Origin of the sequence: Burkholderia sp. Bp8986 (assembly GCF_003854225.1) — a bacterium.
GTDB lineage: Bacteria > Pseudomonadota > Gammaproteobacteria > Burkholderiales > Burkholderiaceae > Burkholderia.
In genome coordinates this window covers 104,279-124,210 of record NZ_QTQM01000018.1, presented here as the reverse complement: position 1 = coordinate 124,210, position 19,932 = coordinate 104,279, and the positions used below count along the sequence as shown (strand labels likewise).

At 67.8% G+C, this 19,932-nt stretch carries 19 protein-coding genes; 3 read left to right on the top strand and 16 right to left on the bottom strand.

What is annotated here, in order from left to right; all coding sequences use genetic code 11:
• Positions 1–40: 40 nt before the first annotated feature.
• From DID99_RS18275 to edd, 4 genes are all read right to left on the bottom strand, one after another.
• On the bottom strand, positions 41–538 hold the full coding sequence (locus DID99_RS18275; protein WP_044844149.1) for a gluconokinase: 498 nt from the start codon (positions 536–538) through the stop codon (positions 41–43).
• A 13-nt stretch (positions 539–551) separates the two neighbouring features.
• Positions 552–1,913 carry a GntP family permease gene (locus DID99_RS18270; protein ID WP_044844150.1) on the bottom strand — a complete coding sequence of 454 codons (1,362 nt, stop codon included), beginning with the start codon at positions 1,911–1,913 and terminating at the stop codon, positions 552–554.
• A gap of 219 nt (positions 1,914–2,132) precedes the next feature.
• Complete coding sequence (gene eda, locus DID99_RS18260; protein ID WP_044844151.1) at positions 2,133–2,759, bottom strand: bifunctional 4-hydroxy-2-oxoglutarate aldolase/2-dehydro-3-deoxy-phosphogluconate aldolase; 627 nt, start codon at positions 2,757–2,759, stop codon at positions 2,133–2,135.
• 19 nt (positions 2,760–2,778) lie between these two features.
• Complete coding sequence (gene edd / locus DID99_RS18255) at positions 2,779–4,635, bottom strand: phosphogluconate dehydratase (protein WP_044844152.1); 1,857 nt, start codon at positions 4,633–4,635, stop codon at positions 2,779–2,781.
• 293 nt (positions 4,636–4,928) lie between these two features.
• Here edd and DID99_RS18250 point away from each other — a divergent pair, with 293 nt between their 5' ends.
• Entirely contained in the window at positions 4,929–5,777 is an 849-nt protein-coding gene (locus tag DID99_RS18250; protein WP_044844153.1) for a MurR/RpiR family transcriptional regulator, read from the top strand.
• 151 nt (positions 5,778–5,928) lie between these two features.
• Here DID99_RS18250 and DID99_RS18245 read toward each other — a convergent pair whose 3' ends face one another.
• From DID99_RS18245 to DID99_RS18205, 9 genes are all read right to left on the bottom strand, one after another.
• On the bottom strand, positions 5,929–6,351 hold the full coding sequence (locus DID99_RS18245) for a CopD family protein (protein ID WP_124488267.1): 423 nt from the start codon (positions 6,349–6,351) through the stop codon (positions 5,929–5,931).
• 17 nt (positions 6,352–6,368) lie between these two features.
• The gene (locus tag DID99_RS18240; protein WP_044844155.1) at positions 6,369–7,640 is read right to left on the bottom strand and encodes a glutamate-5-semialdehyde dehydrogenase; all 1,272 of its coding nucleotides are present in this window, start codon (positions 7,638–7,640) and stop codon (positions 6,369–6,371) included.
• 138 nt (positions 7,641–7,778) lie between these two features.
• Positions 7,779–8,873, bottom strand: coding sequence for a DNA polymerase III subunit delta (gene holA, locus DID99_RS18235; protein ID WP_124488266.1), 1,095 nt, complete (start codon positions 8,871–8,873; stop codon positions 7,779–7,781).
• An 18-nt stretch (positions 8,874–8,891) separates the two neighbouring features.
• Positions 8,892–9,446 (bottom strand): LPS assembly lipoprotein LptE, encoded by a 555-nt coding sequence (gene lptE, locus DID99_RS18230; RefSeq protein ID WP_044844157.1) that lies wholly within the window; start codon positions 9,444–9,446, stop codon positions 8,892–8,894.
• A 38-nt stretch (positions 9,447–9,484) separates the two neighbouring features.
• Positions 9,485–12,079 carry a leucine--tRNA ligase gene (gene leuS, locus DID99_RS18225; protein ID WP_124551374.1) on the bottom strand — a complete coding sequence of 865 codons (2,595 nt, stop codon included), beginning with the start codon at positions 12,077–12,079 and terminating at the stop codon, positions 9,485–9,487.
• A gap of 302 nt (positions 12,080–12,381) precedes the next feature.
• The gene (locus DID99_RS18220) at positions 12,382–12,837 is read right to left on the bottom strand and encodes a biopolymer transporter ExbD (protein ID WP_044844159.1); all 456 of its coding nucleotides are present in this window, start codon (positions 12,835–12,837) and stop codon (positions 12,382–12,384) included.
• Positions 12,838–12,859: 22 nt separating this feature from the next.
• Positions 12,860–13,528 carry a MotA/TolQ/ExbB proton channel family protein gene (locus DID99_RS18215; protein WP_044844160.1) on the bottom strand — a complete coding sequence of 223 codons (669 nt, stop codon included), beginning with the start codon at positions 13,526–13,528 and terminating at the stop codon, positions 12,860–12,862.
• A 19-nt stretch (positions 13,529–13,547) separates the two neighbouring features.
• On the bottom strand, positions 13,548–14,345 hold the full coding sequence (dapB, locus tag DID99_RS18210; RefSeq protein WP_044844161.1) for a 4-hydroxy-tetrahydrodipicolinate reductase: 798 nt from the start codon (positions 14,343–14,345) through the stop codon (positions 13,548–13,550).
• A 65-nt stretch (positions 14,346–14,410) separates the two neighbouring features.
• Positions 14,411–15,217 carry an outer membrane protein assembly factor BamE gene (locus DID99_RS18205; RefSeq protein ID WP_124488264.1) on the bottom strand — a complete coding sequence of 269 codons (807 nt, stop codon included), beginning with the start codon at positions 15,215–15,217 and terminating at the stop codon, positions 14,411–14,413.
• A 142-nt stretch (positions 15,218–15,359) separates the two neighbouring features.
• Between DID99_RS18205 and fur the strand changes: the two genes are divergently transcribed.
• Positions 15,360–15,788, top strand: a complete 429-nt coding sequence (gene fur, locus DID99_RS18200; RefSeq protein ID WP_011350926.1) for a ferric iron uptake transcriptional regulator — start codon at positions 15,360–15,362, stop codon at positions 15,786–15,788.
• Positions 15,789–15,998: 210 nt separating this feature from the next.
• On the opposite strand, the gene DID99_RS18195 is transcribed toward fur, so the two are convergent.
• From DID99_RS18195 to DID99_RS18185, 3 genes are all read right to left on the bottom strand, one after another.
• A complete protein-coding gene (locus DID99_RS18195) occupies positions 15,999–16,523 on the bottom strand; it encodes an ureidoglycolate lyase (protein ID WP_124667258.1) in 525 nt (174 codons plus the stop codon).
• Between the two features lie 14 nt (positions 16,524–16,537).
• Entirely contained in the window at positions 16,538–17,545 is a 1,008-nt protein-coding gene (gene alc / locus DID99_RS18190; RefSeq protein WP_124488263.1) for an allantoicase, read from the bottom strand.
• Positions 17,546–17,648: 103 nt separating this feature from the next.
• Positions 17,649–18,968 carry a C4-dicarboxylate transporter DctA gene (locus DID99_RS18185; RefSeq protein WP_124488262.1) on the bottom strand — a complete coding sequence of 440 codons (1,320 nt, stop codon included), beginning with the start codon at positions 18,966–18,968 and terminating at the stop codon, positions 17,649–17,651.
• Between the two features lie 202 nt (positions 18,969–19,170).
• Here DID99_RS18185 and DID99_RS18180 point away from each other — a divergent pair, with 202 nt between their 5' ends.
• Complete coding sequence (locus DID99_RS18180) at positions 19,171–19,893, top strand: FadR/GntR family transcriptional regulator (RefSeq protein WP_185733788.1); 723 nt, start codon at positions 19,171–19,173, stop codon at positions 19,891–19,893.
• Positions 19,894–19,932: the final 39 nt, after the last annotated feature.

Genomic DNA, 19,932 nt, shown 5'->3' with positions numbered 1-19,932 from the left:
GCCTGTCTCACTGCGGCATCACGATTGCCGCGAACCGCGCTCAGTGCGCGTGGCCGATCTTCGCCATCACCTGATCGACGATCTGTTCGGGCGTCAGCTCGATGCTGACCTCGATCGCCTCGTCCGGGCCCGGCTCCTCGAGCGTGTCGAGCTGGCTCTTCAGTAGCGACGGATCGAAGAAATGGCCGGTGCGGCTTTTCAGGCGCTCGTGCAACACCTCGAACGAGCCCTTCAGATACACGAACCGCACGTCGGTGTCGGTGCCGCGCAGCACGTCGCGGTACGACCGCTTCAGCGAAGAGCACGTGAACACGGCCGTCTCGCCGGCACGCTGCTTTTCCTCGATGGCCGCGCGGATCGTGCGCAGCCACGGCCAGCGGTCGTCGTCGGTCAGCGGAATGCCGTTGTGCATCTTTTCCTTGTTCGCCGCGCTGTGAAACGCGTCGCCGTCGGTATAGCTGCACGACAGGCGTTCTGCCAGCATTTCGCCGATTCGCGATTTGCCCGCGCCCGACACGCCCATTGCGATCAGAATCATTGACTACCCCTTGTTACAAAACCACGCTCAGCAGCAGCGTAAAGCTCAGACCGAGCACCGAGATGATGGTTTCAAGCAGCGACCAGGTCTTGAACGTCTGACCAACCGTCATCCCGAAGTATTCCTTGATCAGCCAGAAGCCGCCGTCGTTCACGTGCGAGAAGATCAGCGAGCCCGAGCCCGTCGCGAGCACCAGCAGCTCCGGACGAACCGCCGCGCCCGACGCCGCCGCGATCGGCGCGACGATGCCGCAGGCCGTCGTCATCGCGACCGTCGCCGAACCCGTCGCGAGACGCATCAGCGCCGCGACGAACCAGCCGAGCAGCAGCGGCGACAGGTGCGCGTGCTTCGCGGTCTCGACGATCTGCTGCGAGATCCCGCTGTCGCGCAGGACGCCGCCGAAGCCGCCGCCCGCACCGACGATCAGCGTGATGCCGGCGATCGGTGCCAGGCACTCGCCGCAGAACTTCTGGATCTGGTCGCGGTTGAACCCCTGCAGCTTGCCGAACGTGAAGAAGCTCACCAGCACGGCGATCAGGAGCGCGACGTCGGAGTTGCCGGCAAAGCGCAGCAGGCTGTTCGGCAGCGACTTCGGCGTGAAGATCAGGTCGGCCCAGCTGCCGACCAGCATCAGGATCACCGGCAGCAGGATCGTGAACAGCGTGATGCCGAAGCTCGGCAGTTCGCGCTGCTTGCCTTCCGTGTGCGATTCGACGAACTGCGCGGCGAGCGGATTGTTCTCCGGCAGCTTGACGAACTTCGAGATCATCAGCGCGAACAGCGGGCCCGCGACGATCGCGGTCGGCACGCCGACGATCAGGCCGAACGCGATCGTCTTGCCGATGTCGGCACCGTATTGCTGGACGGCCAGCAGCGCGGCCGGGTGCGGCGGAATCAGCCCGTGCACGACGGACAGGCCCGCGACCATCGGCAGGCCGACGACGAGCAGCGACTTGCCGGTGCGCTTCGCGACGTTGAACGCGATCGGGATCAGCAGCACGAAGCCGACTTCGAAGAACACCGGCAGGCCGACGATGATCGCGACGAACATCATCGCCCAATGGATGTTCTTCTCGCCGAACCAGTCGATCAGCGTGGTCGCGATCCGCTCCGCGCCGCCCGATTCGGCCATCATCTTGCCGAGCATCGTGCCGAGGCCGACGACCACCGCGATGTGGCCGAGCGTGTTGCCGTTGCCGGTCTCGAACGACTTGACGATCTTGTCCATCGGCATCCCGACCACGAGGCCGAGGCCGAGCGAGACGATGATGAGCACCAGGAACGGATAGATCTTGAACCGCGCGATCATCACGATCAGCGCGACGATCGCGATCACGGTATAAATGAGCAGCATGCTGCCTTGGACAGCCCCCATGTGGCACTCCTCCTAGGATTGTTCGAACCGGGCGAGTTGTTGCGAGTATGCCCGGCTATGCAGGTCTCCGAAACACGGGGGTTCCCACCCCGCGAGGACGCTGAATTTTACTTATCTTTACGGTCCGCGGATAGAACCGGTTCCATCAGCAAAAACCCTCGGTAAAACAAGCACTAAGCGCTCGCTTACCGAGGGTCAAACGTTCGTTTCGTACAAGTCTTAACGGGGCAGCTGGCTCGCGGCTTGCGCGAGGCGCGTGACTTCGGCCCAGTCCTGCGCGGCGAGCGCGGCCTTCGGCGTGAGCCACGAACCGCCGACGCATACGACGTTCGGCAGCTTCAGGAAATTCGGCGCGGTGTCGACCGTGATGCCGCCCGTCGGGCAGAACTTCAGCGCCGGGAACGGACCGTGGAACGCCTGCAGCATCGGCACGCCGCCGGCTTGCTGCGCGGGGAAGAACTTGACGATCTCGTAGCCGAACTCGAGCGCCTGGATGATGTCGCTCGGCGTCATCACGCCCGGCAGCAGCGGCAGGCCGGCGTCGAGGGACGCGAGGTGCAGGTCCTTCGTCAGGCCCGGCGACACGCCGAACTTCGCACCCGCGCGCTTCGCCTGCTCGCAGTGCTCGGGCTTCGTGATCGTGCCGACGCCGACGACGATGTCGTCCGCGAGCTGGCTCGCGCGCTGGATCGCCTCCAGGCCGGCCGGCGTGCGCAGCGTGATCTCGAGCACCTTGACGCCGCCCGCGTGCAACGCGCGCGACACGTGTTCGCCCTGCTCGACCGAGTCGAATGCGAGCACCGGAATCACCGGGCCCAGCTTCACGATTTCAGCAATCGTCTTCATCTGGAACACTCCTTGAAATTCATGCAGCGACGCTGACGGCCGTTTCGCCGACCAGCGTCCCGAAAACCGATGCGCCCTGCTCGGCCGGCGCGGCCGCCGCGCGGAACACGCCGAACAGTTCGCGCCCGAAACCGACCTCGTTCTCGGCCTGGTGCAGCGGCTGCGCGACCGGGCGCGCCTGCCACTCGGCGTCGTCGACCTCGATGTCGAGGATGCCGGCTTCCGCGTCGATCACGAGCGTGTCGCCCGTCTTCACCTTGCCGAGCGGGCCGGCCAGCAGCGCTTCCGGCGACACGTGGATCACGGCCGGCACCTTGCCCGACGCGCCCGACATGCGGCCGTCGGTCACCAGCGCGACGTGAAAGCCCTGATCCTGCAGCACGCCGAGCAGCGGCGTCAAACGATGCAGCTCGGGCATCCCGTTCGCGCGCGCGCCCTGGAAGCGCACGACCGCGACGAAATCGCGCTTCAGCTCGCCGCGATCGAAGGCCTCCTGCACGGCTTCCTGCGAATCGAACACGATCGCGGGCGCCGTCACCTTGCGGTGCTCGGGCGCGACCGCCGAGATCTTGATCACGCCGCGGCCGAGCCGGCCCTGCATCAGGCGCAGGCCGCCGTCCGGCTGGAACGGGTCGCGAATGCCGCGCAGCACCTTCGTGTCGTGGCTCTCGGCCGTGCCGTCGACCCACGTCAGCTTGCCGTCGATCAGCTTCGGCTCCTTCGTGTAGTGCGACAGGCCCTTGCCCGCCACGGTTGTCACGTCTTCGTGCAGCAGCCCGCCCTCGAGCAGGTTGCGCACCAGGAACGCGACGCCGCCCGCCGCGTGGAAGTGGTTCACGTCGGCCTTGCCGTTCGGGTAGATCTTCGCGAGCAGCGGCACGACCGCCGACAGCTCGTCGAAATCGTTCCAGTCGATCAGGATGCCGGCCGCGCGCGCGATCGCGACGAGGTGCAGCGTGTGGTTGGTCGAGCCGCCCGTCGCGAGCAGCGCGACGATCCCGTTGACGATCGCCTTCTCGTCGATCACGTGGCCGATCGGCGTGTAGTGGCCGCGCTCGACCGTCAGGTCGAGCACGCGGCGTGCGGCTTCGGCGGTCAGCGCGTCGCGCAGCGGCGTGTGCGGATGGACGAACGCCGAACCCGGCAGGTGCAGGCCCATCAGCTCCATCAGCATCTGGTTGCTGTTCGCGGTGCCGTAGAACGTGCAGGTGCCGTGGCCGTGATATGCCGCCGATTCCGCTTCGAGCAGCGCGTCGCGGCCGACCTGGCCGGTCGCGAACTGCTGGCGGATCTTCGCCTTGTCGTCGTTCGACAGGCCGCTCGTCATCGGGCCGGCCGGCACGAAGATGGTCGGCAGATGGCCGAACTGCAGCGCGCCGATCAGGAGGCCCGGCACGATCTTGTCGCAGATGCCGAGGCAGAGCGCCGCGTCGAACATGTTGTGGGTGAGCGCGATCGCGGTGCCCATCGCGATCGCCTCGCGCGAGAACAGCGACAGCTCCATGCCCGGGTTGCCCTGCGTGACGCCGTCGCACATCGCCGGCACGCCGCCCGCGAACTGCGCGACGCCGCCGTTCTCGCGCGCGGCGGCCTTGATGATGTCGGGGAAATCCTTGTACGGCGCGTGCGCGGACAGCATCTCGTTGTACGAGGACACGATGCCGATGTTCGGCTCGCGGATCGCCTTGATCTGGAACTTGTCGCTGCCTTCGAGACCCGCGAAGCCGTGCGCGAGGTTCGCGCACGACAGCGCGCCGCGCGCCGGGAACTTGCCTTGCGCGCCGTCGATGCGTTGCAGATAGGCGGAACGGGTCGATTGGCTGCGGGCGATCACGCGATCGGTGACTTTCGCCAGGGTGGGGTGCAGCGACGTCATGCTGGGCGCTCCTGTATGCCGGACGGACACCGGCGGTTGGAATCGTGGGGACGGTCGAGTGCATCGAACGAACGAAGTCAGTCTAGTAGAAAAACTACAAGCGCGCAATGCGGATCAGCATACGCGCAACTCACATCCCCGCCACCAGCAAGGCTTTCCTAGTGAAAACCCTAATCCACGGCATCGTCCACTGCAGAAATTGCCGACGATAGAGCTAGCATTTTCATGTAGATTTTCTACAATTCGATTGCGATACACTCGCTCATCCGAACCCGATTTCCATCCGCCGTCCCATGCTGCCTCGCATTGAAGCGATCCGCGCCGACCTGCGCCCGTCCGAGCGCAAGCTCGCCGACTACATCCTCGCCGCGCCGCGCGAGGTGCTCGACCTCGCGATGACCGAGCTGTCGACCCGCGCGGGCGTCAGCCAGCCGACCATCGCGCGCTTCTGCCAGGCGCTCGGCTGCAGCGGCTTTCGCGAATTCAAGATCCGGCTCGCGCAGAGCGTCGCGCCGGGCGTGTCGTCCGTGTATCGCGACGTCGAGCCCGACGAGCCCGCGCCCGGCATCATCGGCAAGGTGTTCGACCGCACGATCGGCGCGCTGATCGAGGTGCGCAACAGCCTGTCGGCCGGCAGCGTCGCCGACGCGATCGCGCTGCTGTCGAACGCGTCGCGCATCGAGTTCTACGGCGCCGGCGGCTCCGGCATCGCCGCGCAGGACATCCAGCACAAGTTCTTCCGGCTCGGCGTGCCGAGCGTCGCGTATTCGGACCCGCACACGTTCTCGATGTCGTCGGCGCTGCTCGGGCCGCACGACGTCGTCGTCGCGATCTCGAACACCGGTCGCACGCGCGACATCGTCGAGGCCGCGCGCTCCGCGCTCGCGTGCGGCGCGAAGGTCGTCGCGATCACGCAGAGCCATTCGCCGCTCGCGAAGCTCGCGACGGTGAGCCTCGCGTCGAACGTCGCGGAGGAAACCGACGTGTTCTCGCCGATGACGTCGCGCATGTCGCATCTCGCGATCGGCGACATCCTCGCGGTCGGCGTCGCGCTGTCGCGCGGGCCCGCATTGATGGAGCGCGTCGGCCGCGCGAAGGAAGCGATCACGCGCCGCCGGATCGACGACGGCACGAAGGATTGACCCACGCACGGCGCCCCGCCGGCGCATGAGCGATGCAGAACCGACGCACGGTCCGGCGCATCAGCCGCTACCCGGCACGCACGTAAACGAAGAACGGCGCCCCGCGGGGCGCCGTTGCGCTTGGGTCGGTGCGGCAAACCGGCCGCTCAGCTCAAAACGGCTTGATCACGACCAGCGCGACCGCCACGAGCATGCCGAGCACCGGCAGTTCGTTGAACACGCGATACCACTTGTCGGTGCGACGGTTCTCGCCGCGCTCGAACACCTTCAGCAGATGCCCGCAATACGCGTGGTAGATGACGAGCAGCAGCACCACCGTCACCTTCGCATGGATCCAGCCCTGCCCCTGGCCGATGCCGATCACGAGCCACAGCCACAGCCCGCATGCGAGCGCCGGCACGGCGATCATCGTCATGAAGCGGAACAGCTTGCGCGCCATCAGCAGCAGGCGCCGCACCGCGGCCGGATCGGTCTCCATGGCCAGGTTCACGTAGATGCGCGGCAGGTAGAACAGTCCCGCGAACCACGCGGCGATCAGAACGATATGGAACGTCTTGACCCAGAGCATTGCCATCGGTTGTGCGCCTCGCTTTACTGGCGGCCTTCGCCGTGCCCGAGCACGACGTACTTCAGCGACGTGAGCCCTTCCAGGCCGACGGGGCCGCGTGCGTGCAGCTTGTCGTTCGAGATGCCGATTTCCGCGCCGAGGCCGAATTCGAAGCCGTCTGCGAAGCGCGTCGACGCATTGACCATCACGCTCGCCGAATCGACTTCGCGCAGGAAGCGCATTGCGCGGTCGTGATCCTCGGTGACGATCGCATCGGTGTGGTGCGAGCCGTAATGGTTGATGTGCTCGATCGCGGCGTCGAGGCCGTCGACGACCTTGATCGCCAGCACCGGCGCGAGATATTCGGTGTGCCAGTCTTCGTCGGTCGCGTCGACGAGCGGACCGACGCCCGCCTCGGCGAGCACCGCGCGCGCGGCTGCATCGACGCGCAGCTCGACCTGCTTGTCGCGATACAGCTTGCCGAGCGGCGGCAGCAGCGCGGCTGCGATGCCGCCCGACACGAGCAGCGTTTCCATCGTGTTGCAGGTGCCGTAGCGGTGCGTCTTCGCGTTGTCGCACACCGTCAGTGCCTTGGCGAGATCGGCGCGATCGTCGACGTACACGTGGCAGATGCCGTCGAGGTGCTTGATCATCGGCACGCGCGCCTCGTTGATCAGGCGCTCGATCAGGCTCTTGCCGCCGCGCGGCACGATCACGTCGACGTATTCGGTCATCGTGATCAGCTTGCCGACCGCCGCGCGATCGGCGGTCGCGACGACCTGCACCGCGTCCTGCGGCAGGCCGGCCGCCTCGAGCCCTTCGCCGATCAGCTTCGCGAGCGCCGCGTTCGATTCGAGCGCCTCGGAGCCGCCGCGCAGGATCGTCGCGTTGCCCGACTTCAGGCACAGCGCGGCCGCGTCGATCGTCACGTTCGGACGCGACTCGTAGATGATGCCGATCACGCCGAGCGGCACGCGCATCTGGCCGACCTGGATTCCGCTCGGGCGATACTTGAGATTGCCGATCTCGCCGATCGGATCGGCCAGCGACGCGACCTGGCGCAGGCCCTCGACCATCGTGTTCAGCGCCTTGTCCGACAGCGTCAGGCGGTCGATGAACGCCGCATCGAGCCCCTTTTCGCGGGCACGGGCGACGTCGCGCGCATTCGCGTCCTTCAGCGCCTGCGCGTCGCGCTCGATCGCGCGGGCCACGGCGTCGAGCGCCGCGTTCTTCGCCGCCGTGCTGGCGCGCGCCATCGCGCGGGAAGCGTGCCGGGCACGGCGGCCCAGGTCCGTCATGTACTGGTCGATATCCATCGTGTGACTCGAGAAGCGAGCCGCTTGGCGCGGCATGAATTCGTGGAGAAGCGTGAGGCGCGGCGGCAGGAAGGCCGCGCCGGCTATCGAAATATTGTAAGCGGGTTGCGATGCGTGCGCTGAAGGCCCGGACGGGGCTTAACGCCGCACACGACCCGCGGTCGGCGGTCGTTCGCCGCGCGCGCCCGCCACCGTCATCGCGAGCTGGAACAGGCCGTCCCACGGATCGGGCGGCGGCTCGTCCTGCGTGCGGCGGCCCGGCGTGACGGCCGACAGCCCCTTCACCTGCCGGTCGAGCTTCGCGGCGAACGCGAGCGCCTTCTCGAGCACGCCTTCCGACACGCGGTTCAACGCGGGGCCGATCAGCCGCTCGCGCGGCCCCCACACGCGGTTCTCGCGCAGCAGCGTGGCCAGCGGCTTGCCGGCCGTCGTGCCGCGCTTGATCCGCAGCAGTGTGCGCAGTTCCTCGACGACGGCCCACATCACGAGCACGATCGCCTCGCCCTCGCCCTTCAGCCCGTCGATCATCCGCGCAAGCCGCGCGGCGTCGCCCGCGAGCATCGCCTCGTTCAGCTTGAACACGTCGTAGCGCGCGACGTTCAACACCGCGTCGTGCACTTGCTCGAACGTCAGCACGCCCTGCGGATAGAGCAGCCCGAGCTTCTGGATTTCCTGGTGCGCGGCGAGCAGGTTGCCCTCGACGCGCTCCGCGATGAACTGCAGCGCGCGCCGGCCGTCGTCGCCGGGCGCGACGCGCTGGCCCTGCATCGACAGACGCTGGCCGATCCAGTTCGGCAGCTGCGCGCGGTCGACCGGATCGATCTTCAGCGCGACGCCGCCGTTCTGCAGCGCGGTAAACCACGCGGATTTCTGCGTGGCCGCGTCGAGGCGCGGCAACGTGACGAGCATCAGCGCATCGGGGTTCGGTGCGGCCGCGAGCGTCTTCAGCGCGTCGGCGCCTTCCTTGCCGGGCTTGCCCGACGGAATGCGCAGCTCGATCAGCTGACGTTCGCCGAACAGTGACATCGCCTGGGTCGCGCCGAGCAGCACGCTCCAGTCGAAACCGCGCTCGACCGTGTGCACCGAACGCTCGGTGAAGCCGGCCGCGCGCGCGGCCGCACGAATGCGGTCGCACGCTTCCTGCGCGAGCAGCGGCTCGTCGCCGTAGACGGTGTAGAGCCCGGCCATCCCCTTCGCGAGGTGCGGCTCCAGCGCATCAAGTCGCAATTGCATCGATACGTGCGCCGGCGATCAGAGCGGCGGCGGCGGCAGCGGTGCGCCCGGTGCAACGCCCGGCACCACGTCTTCCGGCGCCGGCGTCAGCGAGTGGACGATCGCGAGACGCCGCATCAGCTGGTCGACCGCGTCGTTCTCCATGTCGCCATACAGGATCTCGGCTTCCTGCGCCTTCGCGTTCGTGTACTGGTCGCTGTACGTCATCGCGCGGTTCAGCGCGATCGCGCTCGGCGGGATCAGCACGGTGCCGTCCTTGCTCGTCAGCGTGTAGTTCAGCGTATAGAACAGCGCGTATTCCTGCGCCGAGCCGTACTTGTTGAGCGTCAGCGTGTTCTGCCCACGCGACTCCCACATGCGCAGCACGGCATCGGCGTCGTCCGCCGACTTGACGATCTTCGTGTCGCTGCCGGCCTCGACGAGGCGCACCAGGCGCGCCTCGACGGGCGCCGGCGCGCCGGCCACCAGCAGGCGCTTGAACGCGTAGTCCTGCTGGCCGCGCAACTGGAAACCGCATGCCGACAGCGCGAGCGCGCTGCCGACGGCGAGCATCAAAAACGATCTGCGGATCACCTTCGCTCCTTCTGTGTGCGCCCGGCGGCCAACGGCCGTCAGACGACGATGTTCACGAGGCGGCCCGGCACGACGACGATCTTCTTCGCCGGCTTGCCGTCGCTGAACTTCGCGAATGCTTCGTCGGCCACCGCCGCCGCTTCGATCGCCTCGCGGCTCGCGTCCTTCGCGACCTTCAGCGCGCCGCGCACCTTGCCGTTCACCTGCAGCACGAGTTCGATCTCGGCCTGCTCGAGCGCGGCCTCGTCGACCTTCGGCCACGGGGCGTCGAGCAGCGGGCCGAATTCGTCCGCATAGCCGAGCGCCTTCCACAGTTCGAACGTGACGTGCGGCACGACCGGGTACAGCACGCGCAGCAGCACGCCGTACGTCTCGCGCAGCACGCCGGGCGTCGCGCCCTTCGCGCCGTCGATCGCGTTCAGCATCTTCATCGCGGCCGACACGACCGTGTTGTACTGCAGGCGCTGGTAGTCGAAATCGGCCTGCTTCAGCACGCTGTAGATCTCGCGGCGCAGCGCCTTGTCGGCATCGCCGAGCGCGGCCGCGTCGAAGCCCGCGCGCGCGGCGAGCGCTTCGCGGTTCGTCGCGCCGAAGCTCCACACGCGGCGCAGGAAGCGGCTCGCGCCTTCGACGCCCGCGCCCGACCATTCGAGCTGCTGCTCGGGCGGTGCGGCGAACATCGTGAACAGACGCGCGGTATCGGCGCCGTACTGGTCGATCAGCACCTGAGGATCGACGCCGTTGTTCTTCGACTTCGACATCTTCTCGATGCCGCCGAGCACGACCGGCTGGCCGTCGGCGTTCAGCGTCGCGCCGACCGGGCGGCCCTTCTCGTCGAACGCGACGGTCACGTCGGCCGGGTTGTACCAGGTCTTCTTGCCCGATGCGTCTTCGCGGTAGAACGTCTCGTTCAGCACCATGCCCTGCGTCAGCAGGTTCTTCGCCGGCTCGCCGAACTTCACGAGGCCGAGGTCGCGCATCACCTTGGTCCAGAAGCGCGAATACAGCAAGTGCAGGATCGCGTGCTCGATGCCGCCGATGTATTGATCCATCGGCATCCAGTAATCGGTGCGCGCGTCGACCATCGTCTCGGCGTCCGGCGCCGTGTAGCGCGAGAAGTACCACGACGAATCGACGAAGGTGTCCATCGTGTCGGTTTCACGCTTCGCGGCCGCGCCGCACTTCGGGCACGAACAGTTCAGGAACGCTTCCGACTTCGCGAGCGGGTTGCCCGAGCCGTCCGGCACGAGGTCTTCCGGCAGCACGACCGGCAGATCCTGCTCCGGCACCGGCACGTCGCCGCACGACGGGCAGTGGATGATCGGGATCGGCGTGCCCCAGTAGCGCTGGCGCGACACGCCCCAGTCGCGCAGGCGCCACGTGACCTGCTTGTCGCCGAAGCCGCCGGCCTTCAGGTCGGCCGCGATCGCGTCGACCGCCGCGCCGTACGCGAGGCCGTCGTACTTGCCGCTGTTGATGCAGGTCGCGACTTCCTTGTCGCCGTACCACTCCTGCCATGCGTCGAGCGAGTACGTCTGGCCTTCGGCCGCGATCACCTGCTTGATCGGCAGGTCGTATTTCTTCGCGAACGCGAAATCGCGCTCGTCGTGCGCCGGCACGCCCATCACCGCGCCTTCGCCATAGCTCATCAGCACGTAGTTGCCGATCCACACCTCGACCGGCTCGCCCGTCAGCGGGTGCTGGACCGAGAAGCCGGTCGCGACGCCCTTCTTCTCCATCGTCGCGACATCGGCCTCGGCGACGCCGCCGCGCTTGCATTCGTCGATGAACGCCTGCAGTTCCGGCTTGCCCTGCGCGAGGCGCGTGGCGAGCGGGTGCTCGGCCGCGATCGCGCAGAACGTGACGCCCATGATCGTGTCGGCACGCGTCGTGAACACGCGCAGGAGCTTCTGCTCGCCGTCGAGTTCGTACGGGAAGCCGAAGTTCACGCCGAAGCTCTTGCCGATCCAGTTCTGCTGCATGATCTTCACGCGCTCGGGCCAGCCGAGGCCGTCGAGGTCGTTCAGCAGCTCATCCGCGTACTGCGTGATCCGCAGGTAGTACATCGGGATCTCGCGCTTCTCGACGAGCGCGCCCGAACGCCAGCCGCGGCCGTCGATCACCTGCTCGTTCGCGAGCACGGTCTGGTCGACCGGATCCCAGTTCACGGTGCCCGTCTTCTTGTACGCGATGCCCTTCTCGAGCATCTTCAGGAACAGCCACTGGTTCCACTTGTAGTAGTCGGGCTTGCACGTCGCGATCTCGCGCGACCAGTCGATCGCGAGGCCCATCGACTGCATCTGGCCCTTCATGTAGTCGATGTTGTCGTAGGTCCACTTCGCGGGCGGCACGCCGTTCGCCATCGCGGCGTTCTCGGCCGGCATCCCGAACGCGTCCCAGCCCATCGGCATCAGCGTGTTGTAGCCGTTCATCCGCAGATAGCGGTACATCACGTCGTTGATCGTGTAGTTGCGCACGTGACCCATGTGCAGCTTGCCGGACGGGTACGGCAGCATCGACACGCAGTAGAACTTCGGCTTCTGCGAATCTTCCTTCGTCTTGTAGGCATCGGCTGCGCGCCAGTCGCCCTGAGCGGCGGCTTCGACGTCGGCGGGTACGTATCTCTCGTGCATGGTGTGGTTCGGACTAGGCTTTAAGCGGCGCGCCACGAGGCGGGCACGCGGAAGTGGACGAAATCGGGCAGCCCGGCGGCGGGGGCAGGCTCACGGTTCTCGTGCCTGCCTCATGATCCGGATATTCGCCGGATAACCAGGAGGGTCTCCAGGTTACCCGGCGAAACCCTGCCAACCGGGCGAAAACGACGATTATACCGTTCGTGGCGGGCGGTACGGCCGGTCTCGCCGGCCGGCCCGCATTCTTGCCTGCGGGACGACACGGATGGCGCGAGCGCCCGGTGCGTCAGCCGGTCAGCCGGTCAGCGGGTCGCGCCCGCGGCGGCCGGCGCGGCGGCGCCCGCCGGCGGCACGTCGGTGACGAAGCCGATCCGCGTGAGCCCGGCGGCCTGCGCGGCGCCCATCACCTGCGCGATCACGTCGTAGCGGGTCGCGCGCGAGGCGCGCAGCCGCAGCTCGGGCGGCGCGGCGCCCGCGGCGGCGGCCCGGAAGCGCGCCGGCAGCGCGTCGAGTGCGACGGGCGCGTCGTCCCAGTAGAGCTTGCCGGCGTCGTCGATCGACAGCGTGACCGACTGCGGCGTGTCGCGCGCAACGCCGGCCGCGACCTTCGGCAGGTCGAGCCGGATCGCGTGCGTCATCAGCGGCGCGGTGATGATGAAGATGACGAGCAGCACGAGCATCACGTCGATCAGCGGCGTCATGTTGATCTCCGCCATCGGCGCGGACGTCTTGTGGTGCTCCAGCCCGCCGAATGCCATGGTCGTTCCTCCCGGCCGCGCGTCAGGCGCCCTGCGCGCACACGAATACGTGCAGGTCGCGCGCGAAGCCGTCGAGTTCCTCGGCGAGCTGCCGCACGAGCCGCCCGAGGATGTTGTAGGCAAGCACCGCGGGGATCGCGACGACGAGCCCGAACGCGGTCATGATCAGCGCCTCGCCGACCGGCCCCGCGACGTTCTCGATCTGCGCCTGCCCGCTCGCGGCGATGCTGCCGAGCGCGTGGTAGATGCCCCAGACGGTGCCGAGCAGCCCGACGAACGGCGCGGTGCTGCCGATCGACGCGAGCAGCACCTGGCCGAACTCGAGACGCCGCTGCGAGCGCAGCATCGCGTGACGCAGCGCGCGCAGCACGCGTTCGCTGCGCTCGACACGCGCGGCCAGCGCGGCCGGATCGTGTTCGTCGGCCGCATCGCGCGCGGCTTCGGCGAGCGGCACGAACACGCGCTCGCGATCGGTGCCGGCGAGCGCGGCGATGCCCGCATCGAGCGACGGCGCGCGCCAGAACGCGGCGAGCGCGCGCGGCCCCTGCCGCTTCGCACGGACCAGCAGCCAGGCTTTCATGAGGAGGAAGCACCAGCTGGCGACGGACATCGCCAGCAGCACGTAGGCGACGGCGTGCGTGATCGCATCGCCGCTTTCGAGGTAGTGGACAACGCCGGTGGGAATCGCCATCGGAGTTTCCCCGTGAGGGTCAGCGCAGGCCGAGCACGTCCTGCATGTCGAACAGGCCGGCGCCGCGCGCCGACAGGAAGCGGACCGCACGCAGCGCGCCCTGCGCGTAGGACACGCGGCTCGACGACTTGTGCGTGATCTCGATCCGTTCGCCGATCCCGGCGAACAGCACGGTGTGATCGCCGACGATGTCGCCGCCGCGCACGGCCGCGAAGCCGATCGTCGACGGGTCGCGTTCGCCCGTCACGCCCTGGCGGCCGTACACCGCGCAGTCGTCGAGCGAGCGCCCGAGCGCGCCGGCCACGGCCTCGCCCATCATCAGCGCGGTGCCCGACGGTGCGTCGACCTTGTGACGGTGGTGCGCCTCGATGATCTCGATGTCGTAGCCGTGCGAGAAATGCTTCGCCGCGAATTCGAGCAGCTTCAGCGTGACGTTCACGCCGACGCTCATGTTCGCCGCGAACACGATGCCTATCTTGCCTGCCGCGGCCTGCAGCTCGGCCTTCTGCTCGGCGGTGAAGCCGGTCGTGCCGATCACGAGCTTCACGTCGTGGCGCAGCGCGGCCGCGACGTGCGCGATCGTGCCTTCCGGCCGCGTGAAGTCGATCAGATAGTCGGCCTGCGCGAACACGGCGTCGAGGTCGTCGGTCAGCTTGATCCCGGTTTCCTTGCCGAGAAACGCGCCCGCGTCCTGGCCGAGGAACGGCGAATCGGCGCGGTCGAGCGCGCCGACGAGCTGCGCGTCGGAATCGTTGAGAACGGCTTCGATCAGCATCCGGCCCATACGGCCCGATGCACCGGCAATCGCAATCTTCATGGCTTTCTACACGACAGGTCTAAAGGCGGGCGGCGCATGCCGCCCTGTTTCCGCACGCCGGCCGCTTACTGGGCCGGCGCGGTGAGCGGCTGGTTCTGCAGGTTGTCCGAGCCTTGCGGGCCGACCGGCGGCGACGCCTCGTTCGACGCGTTCGGCTGCGGCGGGCGATGGAACTGGAACTGCGGCTGGATCGCCGGCGCGGCGCCCGGCGGCTGGCCGCCCGGCACCGGCGCGCCGCCCGAGGCCTGCGCGGACGGCGTGAAGCGGCGGGCGGTCGTGCCCTGCCCGGACACCTGGTTGGTCGCGCGGTTCGCCGCGCGCGCCGCCTGGGCGTTCGCATCCTGGTCGACCGCCGCGCCGGAAACCGGCTCGACGGACGGGCTCGCGGCAGCGGTCGCCTGCGCGGCGCTCGCCGCAGCCGCGGCAGCGGCGGCTTCGGACGCCTTCTTCGCCGCGGCCGCGGCCTTCGCCTTCTTGCCGCCGCGGTCGCCATCGATATCGGCCAGCAGGTCGAGTTCGGACGGCAGGTTCTCGGCGCCCGTCCAGCTCGCGAGGCGATCGCCCGAGAACGTCAGCACGAGGTCGCGCTGCTGGACGACGGACGTCGAGCCGCGCTTGAAGTAAAAGAGGTAATCCCAGCGGTCGGCATGGAACATGTCCGACAGCAGCGGTGTGCCGAGCAACGCGCGCACCTGCTCGCGCGTCATCCCGGCCTGCAGCTGCGCGGCCTTCTCCTGCGACACGAAGTTGCCCTGCACGACAGTGATCCGATAGGGCGTGATGCTCTGCGCGATGCGCTGCGTCACGCTGTCGTACGACGAACAACCAGCCAGCGCGGCAACGGCGGCGGCAGCGATGATGGCACTCCGCATGCGACTCCTCTGATAGTGCGAAAGGGATTCCGGGAACATTTCCGTCACCGAGCTGGCCCGCGTCGCGGGTCGCGCGTGTTTCTGGAACGGCGAAAAGCCGGTAACATTGAAGCCCTGCATTGTACTCTAGGGATGCCTAGCCATGACCAATCCGACGGATCTCAAGAATATCGGGCTAAAGGCCACCCTACCGCGCCTCAAGATTCTCGAGATCTTCCAGCAAAGCCCGGTGCGTCACCTGACGGCCGAAGATGTCTACCGCAACCTGCTCAACGAGCAGCTCGACATCGGGCTCGCCACCGTTTACCGCGTGCTGACGCAGTTCGAGCAGGCCGGCCTGCTCACGCGCAGCAACTTCGAATCCGGCAAGGCCGTGTTCGAGCTCAACGAAGGTTCGCACCACGATCACCTCGTCTGCCTCGATTGCGGCCGCGTCGAGGAATTCTTCGATGCCGAGATCGAAGGCCGCCAGCAAGCGATCGCCAAGGAACGCGGCTTCCGGCTCCAGGAACACTCGCTCGCGATGTACGGCTCCTGCACGACCGAGAACTGCCCGCACCGCAAGCACTGATCCGCACCCTGCGCGCACGCGCGACGGCCCGGCCGGCAGCTCGCCGCCCGGGCCGTGTTGTTTTCGGGATGGAAAAACGGCCCGCACGTCGCGTGCGGGCCGGGTCGGGAACGTTTTCGGTCGATCGTGCGGGACGAGGCGCCGCGTGTCGCCGGCGCGCGGCGCTCGATCCACTCGAATCCGCTCAACCCCTGACCCTACCTTCGCGCGTCAGGCCGTGCTCGCGCACGCGGGCTCGAACTCGAGCGCCCACGCGTCGTCGAGCGGAATCTCGTCGCAGTTCGGCTGCGGGCCGCCACGGTCGACGATCACGAAGTCGCTGACCGCGTCGAGCGCGAGCAGCGGATGGTGCCAGACGCCCTTCGCGTAGTTCACGCCCTGCCAGCCTTCGGCGAGGAACGCGCGCATCGCGTCGGGCCGGAACTCGCCGGCCGGCGCGACGACGATCGCATAGCGCGACACGGCCGCCAGCGGGATGAACGCCTGGCTGCCGTGCGGATGGCGCTCCATCAGCGTGATCGCCACCGGCAGCGCGCGCGGCTGCGCACGAAACAGGCTGACGAGCGGCCGGCCGCCGTCCGCGCAGACGTCGATCGTCGCGAGATCGTGGAAGCGCTCGGTGGTGCCGCCGTTGATCGGGAAGTGCCGCGCGCCTTCGAGCGCGATCACGTCGCCGAACGGCGCGAAGGCCTCGCGGGTCAGGCGCTCGACGCGCAGGATATGTGGTCCGCTCATGCCGATGCCCTCCTTCAAGCCGGCTCGCCCCACAGACGCAGGCGCGACACGCCGCCATCCGGGAAGATGTTGAAGCGCACGTGCGTGACGGGGCCGAGCGTTGCGAGCTGGTCGAACGTATGCACGTGGTCCATCTGCAGCTTCTGCTCGCCGAGCAGTTCGGCCCAGAACATCGCCTGCGTGACGAGAGAATCGTCGGTGCCGCCGGCGACGTGCGCGGCCTGCAGCGAACAGCGGTCGGGGAAGTTGCCCTTGAAGAACGCCGTATCGACCTCGACGCGCCGGATGATGCCCGGCCGCGCCAGCGCGACGATCGCCCAGTCGTTGCCGGGTTCGCGGCGGCGCCGCGTTTCCCAGCCGTCGCCCATGTTCGCGCCGCGCCCCGGCATCAGCATCTGCGAGGCCGGACCGAAGTGCTGGTTGTTCGCGGCCACCAGGTAGCCGCCGTTCTCGATCGCCGCGAGATCGACGAGTTCGCCCGCCGGCACGTGGCGCCAGTCGCGCTGCGGCTGGCCGTACACGCGCAGCCGCGCGAGCCCGCCGTCCGGATACAGGTTCACGCGCAGGTGCGTGACCGGCTGCGCATCGTCGACGCTCACGTAGTGATGCGAATTGCCCTGCAGCGTCGTCGCGGGGACGATCGTGCGCCATTCGGTGTCGTCCGGCGGCGTGTCGCCGTCCACCGCACAGGCCTCGATCGACGCGGCCGGCGGAAAGTTGCCGGTGAAGTGGCTCGTATCGAGATCGACGCCGTAGATCACGCCCGGCCGCGCGAGCCGGACCACGCAGAAGTCGTGGCCGGTGGTGCGCTTGCGGCGCGTTTCCCAACCGTCCATCCACTTGCCGTGGTCGTCGTACTTGCCGGGAATGAAGACGGCCGGCTCGGGATTCAGCATGCGCTCCTTCGGCGCGAAGAATTCGTCGCTGGCGAAGAGCGCCTGCGCGCCCAGGCGCGGGTCGGCGAGGTTCATGTAGCGCCGCGTGAAGGCCGGCGCGTTCGGATCGAGGATGGGGGCTGCCATGTCGTCTCCATTATTTTGGCAAGGACCGGCGCATCGACGCGCCGGCCGCGGGACATTCGTTCGCGCGAAGCAGCCCGGGAGGCCGCCTCGCGCGCGGGTGCGCTCAGAGCGCGTGGGCCTGGTCGCCGGCGACCGGCGCGGCGCTGCCGGCTTCGTCGGCCACGTAGCGCAGTTCGCGGTTCAGCACGCGCTTCGCACGGGCCCGGTCGATGTCGTTCTCCCACACGGCGACGACCACCGTCGCGACGCAGTTGCCGATCAGGTTGGTCAGCGCGCGGGCAATGCCGACGAACCAGTCGACCGGCAGGATCAGCACGAGGCCGAGCACCGGAATCGCGGGAATCGCCGACAGCGTCGCCGCGAGGATCACGATCGCCGAACCGGGAATCCCGTGCGCGCCCTTCGACGTGACGAGCGACACGAGCAGCACGACGATCAGGTCGTGCGTGGACAGCGGCGTGTTGGTGGCCTGCGCGATGAACAGCACCGCGAGCGTCAGGTAGATCGAGAAGCCGTCGAGGTTGAACGAATAGCCGGTCGGGATCACGAGGCCGACCGTCGAATCCTTGATGCCCATGTATTCGAGCTTGCTCATCACCTGCGGCAGCACCGCGTCCGACGACGCCGTGCCGAGCACGATCGACAGTTCCTCGCGCAGGTAGCGGATCAGCTTGAACACCGAGAAGCCCGCGAGACGCATCACCGCGCCGAGCACGACCGTGACGAACACGAAGCAGCTCAGGTAGAACACCGCGACGAGGTAGCCGAGCTGCTTGAGCGACGCGACGCCGTACTTGCCGGTCGTGAACGCGATCGCGCCGAGCACGCCGAGCGGCGCGAGCTTGATGATGAAGCCGATGATGCGGAAGAACACGTGCGACAGTTCCTCGATCAGCGAATTGACGCGCTGCGCCTTGTCGCCCAGCAGCGACAGCGCCGAGCCGAACAGCACCGCGAACACGAGGATCTGCAGGATGTCGCCCTTCGCGAACGCGTCGATCGCGGTCTCGGGGATGATCTTCATCAGGTAGCCGGCCGTGTCCTTCAGGCTTTCGGCGTTCTTCGCGTACGTCGAGAGCGAGGCCGCGTCGAGCGAGCGCAGGTCGATGTTCATGCCGACGCCCGGGCGCGTGACCCATGCGAGGACGAGCCCGATGCCGAGCGCAAGCGTCGTCATGATCTCGAAGTAGACGACCGCCTTCAGGCCGACCCGGCCGACCTTCTTCAGGTCGCCCGCATTGGCCATCCCGCTGACCACGACGCAGAACACGATCGGGCCGATGACCATCTTGATGAGCTTCAGGAAGCCGTCGCCGAGCGGCCGTAGCGACTCGGCGAAATGCGGGAAGAACGCGCCGAGCGCGACCCCGAGGATCAATGCGACGACTACCCGGCCAAACAGCGAATTGAGGAATTTCGACACGGCGCTCTCCCGATCCAACGGTTGCAGTTTCGTCTGTTCATACTGGTAAGACCAGTGATGTTATGGTGGATAGTAGGAAGCCGATATAGTCGAGTCAAGGACGGACAAAATAGGGATTTCCCGCCCCTGTGCCCCGCACCGTGCGGGGGCGGATCGTGGCTTTCCCGTAGGCCGGTCGTGCACCGCGCGCGTGCGGATTACAATGCCGGTCAGACCGGCCATCGTTCACATCATGAAAAACGTTCCGCACACCGTGACCGACGCCGCCATCGCGACGATCCGCGACCGGATCGAGGCAGGCGTGTATCCGGTCGGCAGCCTGCTGCCGGCCCAGCGCCAGCTCTCCGAGGAGCTGGAGATCAGCCGCGCGTCGCTGCGCGAGGCGCTGTCGACGCTCGAGGCGCTCGGGATGCTGCGCATCCGCGCCGGCAAGGGCGTGTATGTCGAAAGCGCGCAGGCGTCGGCCGCGCATCCGTGGCAATTCGCCGAGCAGTCGTCGCCGCCCGATACGTACCAGATGCGCTATGCGCTCGAAGGGTTCGCCGCGCGGATGGCCGCGCACGTCGTCACCGACGACGACATCGCGTGGTTCGAGGACAACCTCGCCGACCTGCACGTCGCGCTGACCGAGAGTGCGCTCGACGAAGCGTCGCAGCTCGACTTCGACTTCCACATGCGGATCATCCATCTCGCGGGCAACGCGGCGATCGAGTCGGTGCTGCGCAGCAGCGCCGACATCATGAAGGAAAGCCAGCGCATGCCGTTCTACCGGCGCGAGCTGCTGCTGTCGACGTGGCACGAGCACCGCGCGATCGTCGACGCGCTGATCGCCCGCGATGCGGCCGCGGCCGGCACCGCGATCGAGACGCACATCGCGAACGCCGCGCAGCGCGCGGGCATCTTCTTCCCGACGCCGGGCACCTGACGCAGCCGCCGGCCTACGGTCGCGGCCGGCGCGGCAGCG

Coding starts and splice junctions, on each gene's coding strand:
- DID99_RS18270 (WP_044844150.1), bottom strand. CDS start 1,913: ATGGGGGCTGTCCAAGGCAGCATGCTGCTCATTTATACCGTGATCGCG.
- alc (WP_124488263.1), bottom strand. CDS start 17,545: ATGGCAGCCCCCATCCTCGATCCGAACGCGCCGGCCTTCACGCGGCGC.
- fur (WP_011350926.1), top strand. CDS start 15,360: ATGACCAATCCGACGGATCTCAAGAATATCGGGCTAAAGGCCACCCTA.
- eda (WP_044844151.1), bottom strand. CDS start 2,759: ATGAAGACGATTGCTGAAATCGTGAAGCTGGGCCCGGTGATTCCGGTG.
- DID99_RS18240 (WP_044844155.1), bottom strand. CDS start 7,640: ATGGATATCGACCAGTACATGACGGACCTGGGCCGCCGTGCCCGGCAC.
- DID99_RS18205 (WP_124488264.1), bottom strand. CDS start 15,217: ATGCGGAGTGCCATCATCGCTGCCGCCGCCGTTGCCGCGCTGGCTGGT.
- dapB (WP_044844161.1), bottom strand. CDS start 14,345: ATGAAGATTGCGATTGCCGGTGCATCGGGCCGTATGGGCCGGATGCTG.
- DID99_RS18245 (WP_124488267.1), bottom strand. CDS start 6,351: ATGGCAATGCTCTGGGTCAAGACGTTCCATATCGTTCTGATCGCCGCG.
- DID99_RS18250 (WP_044844153.1), top strand. CDS start 4,929: ATGCTGCCTCGCATTGAAGCGATCCGCGCCGACCTGCGCCCGTCCGAG.
- DID99_RS18220 (WP_044844159.1), bottom strand. CDS start 12,837: ATGGCATTCGGCGGGCTGGAGCACCACAAGACGTCCGCGCCGATGGCG.
- DID99_RS18180 (WP_185733788.1), top strand. CDS start 19,171: ATGCCGGTCAGACCGGCCATCGTTCACATCATGAAAAACGTTCCGCAC.
- holA (WP_124488266.1), bottom strand. CDS start 8,873: ATGCAATTGCGACTTGATGCGCTGGAGCCGCACCTCGCGAAGGGGATG.
- edd (WP_044844152.1), bottom strand. CDS start 4,635: ATGACGTCGCTGCACCCCACCCTGGCGAAAGTCACCGATCGCGTGATC.
- DID99_RS18275 (WP_044844149.1), bottom strand. CDS start 538: ATGATTCTGATCGCAATGGGCGTGTCGGGCGCGGGCAAATCGCGAATC.
- DID99_RS18215 (WP_044844160.1), bottom strand. CDS start 13,528: ATGGCGATTCCCACCGGCGTTGTCCACTACCTCGAAAGCGGCGATGCG.
- DID99_RS18195 (WP_124667258.1), bottom strand. CDS start 16,523: ATGAGCGGACCACATATCCTGCGCGTCGAGCGCCTGACCCGCGAGGCC.
- leuS (WP_124551374.1), bottom strand. CDS start 12,079: ATGCACGAGAGATACGTACCCGCCGACGTCGAAGCCGCCGCTCAGGGC.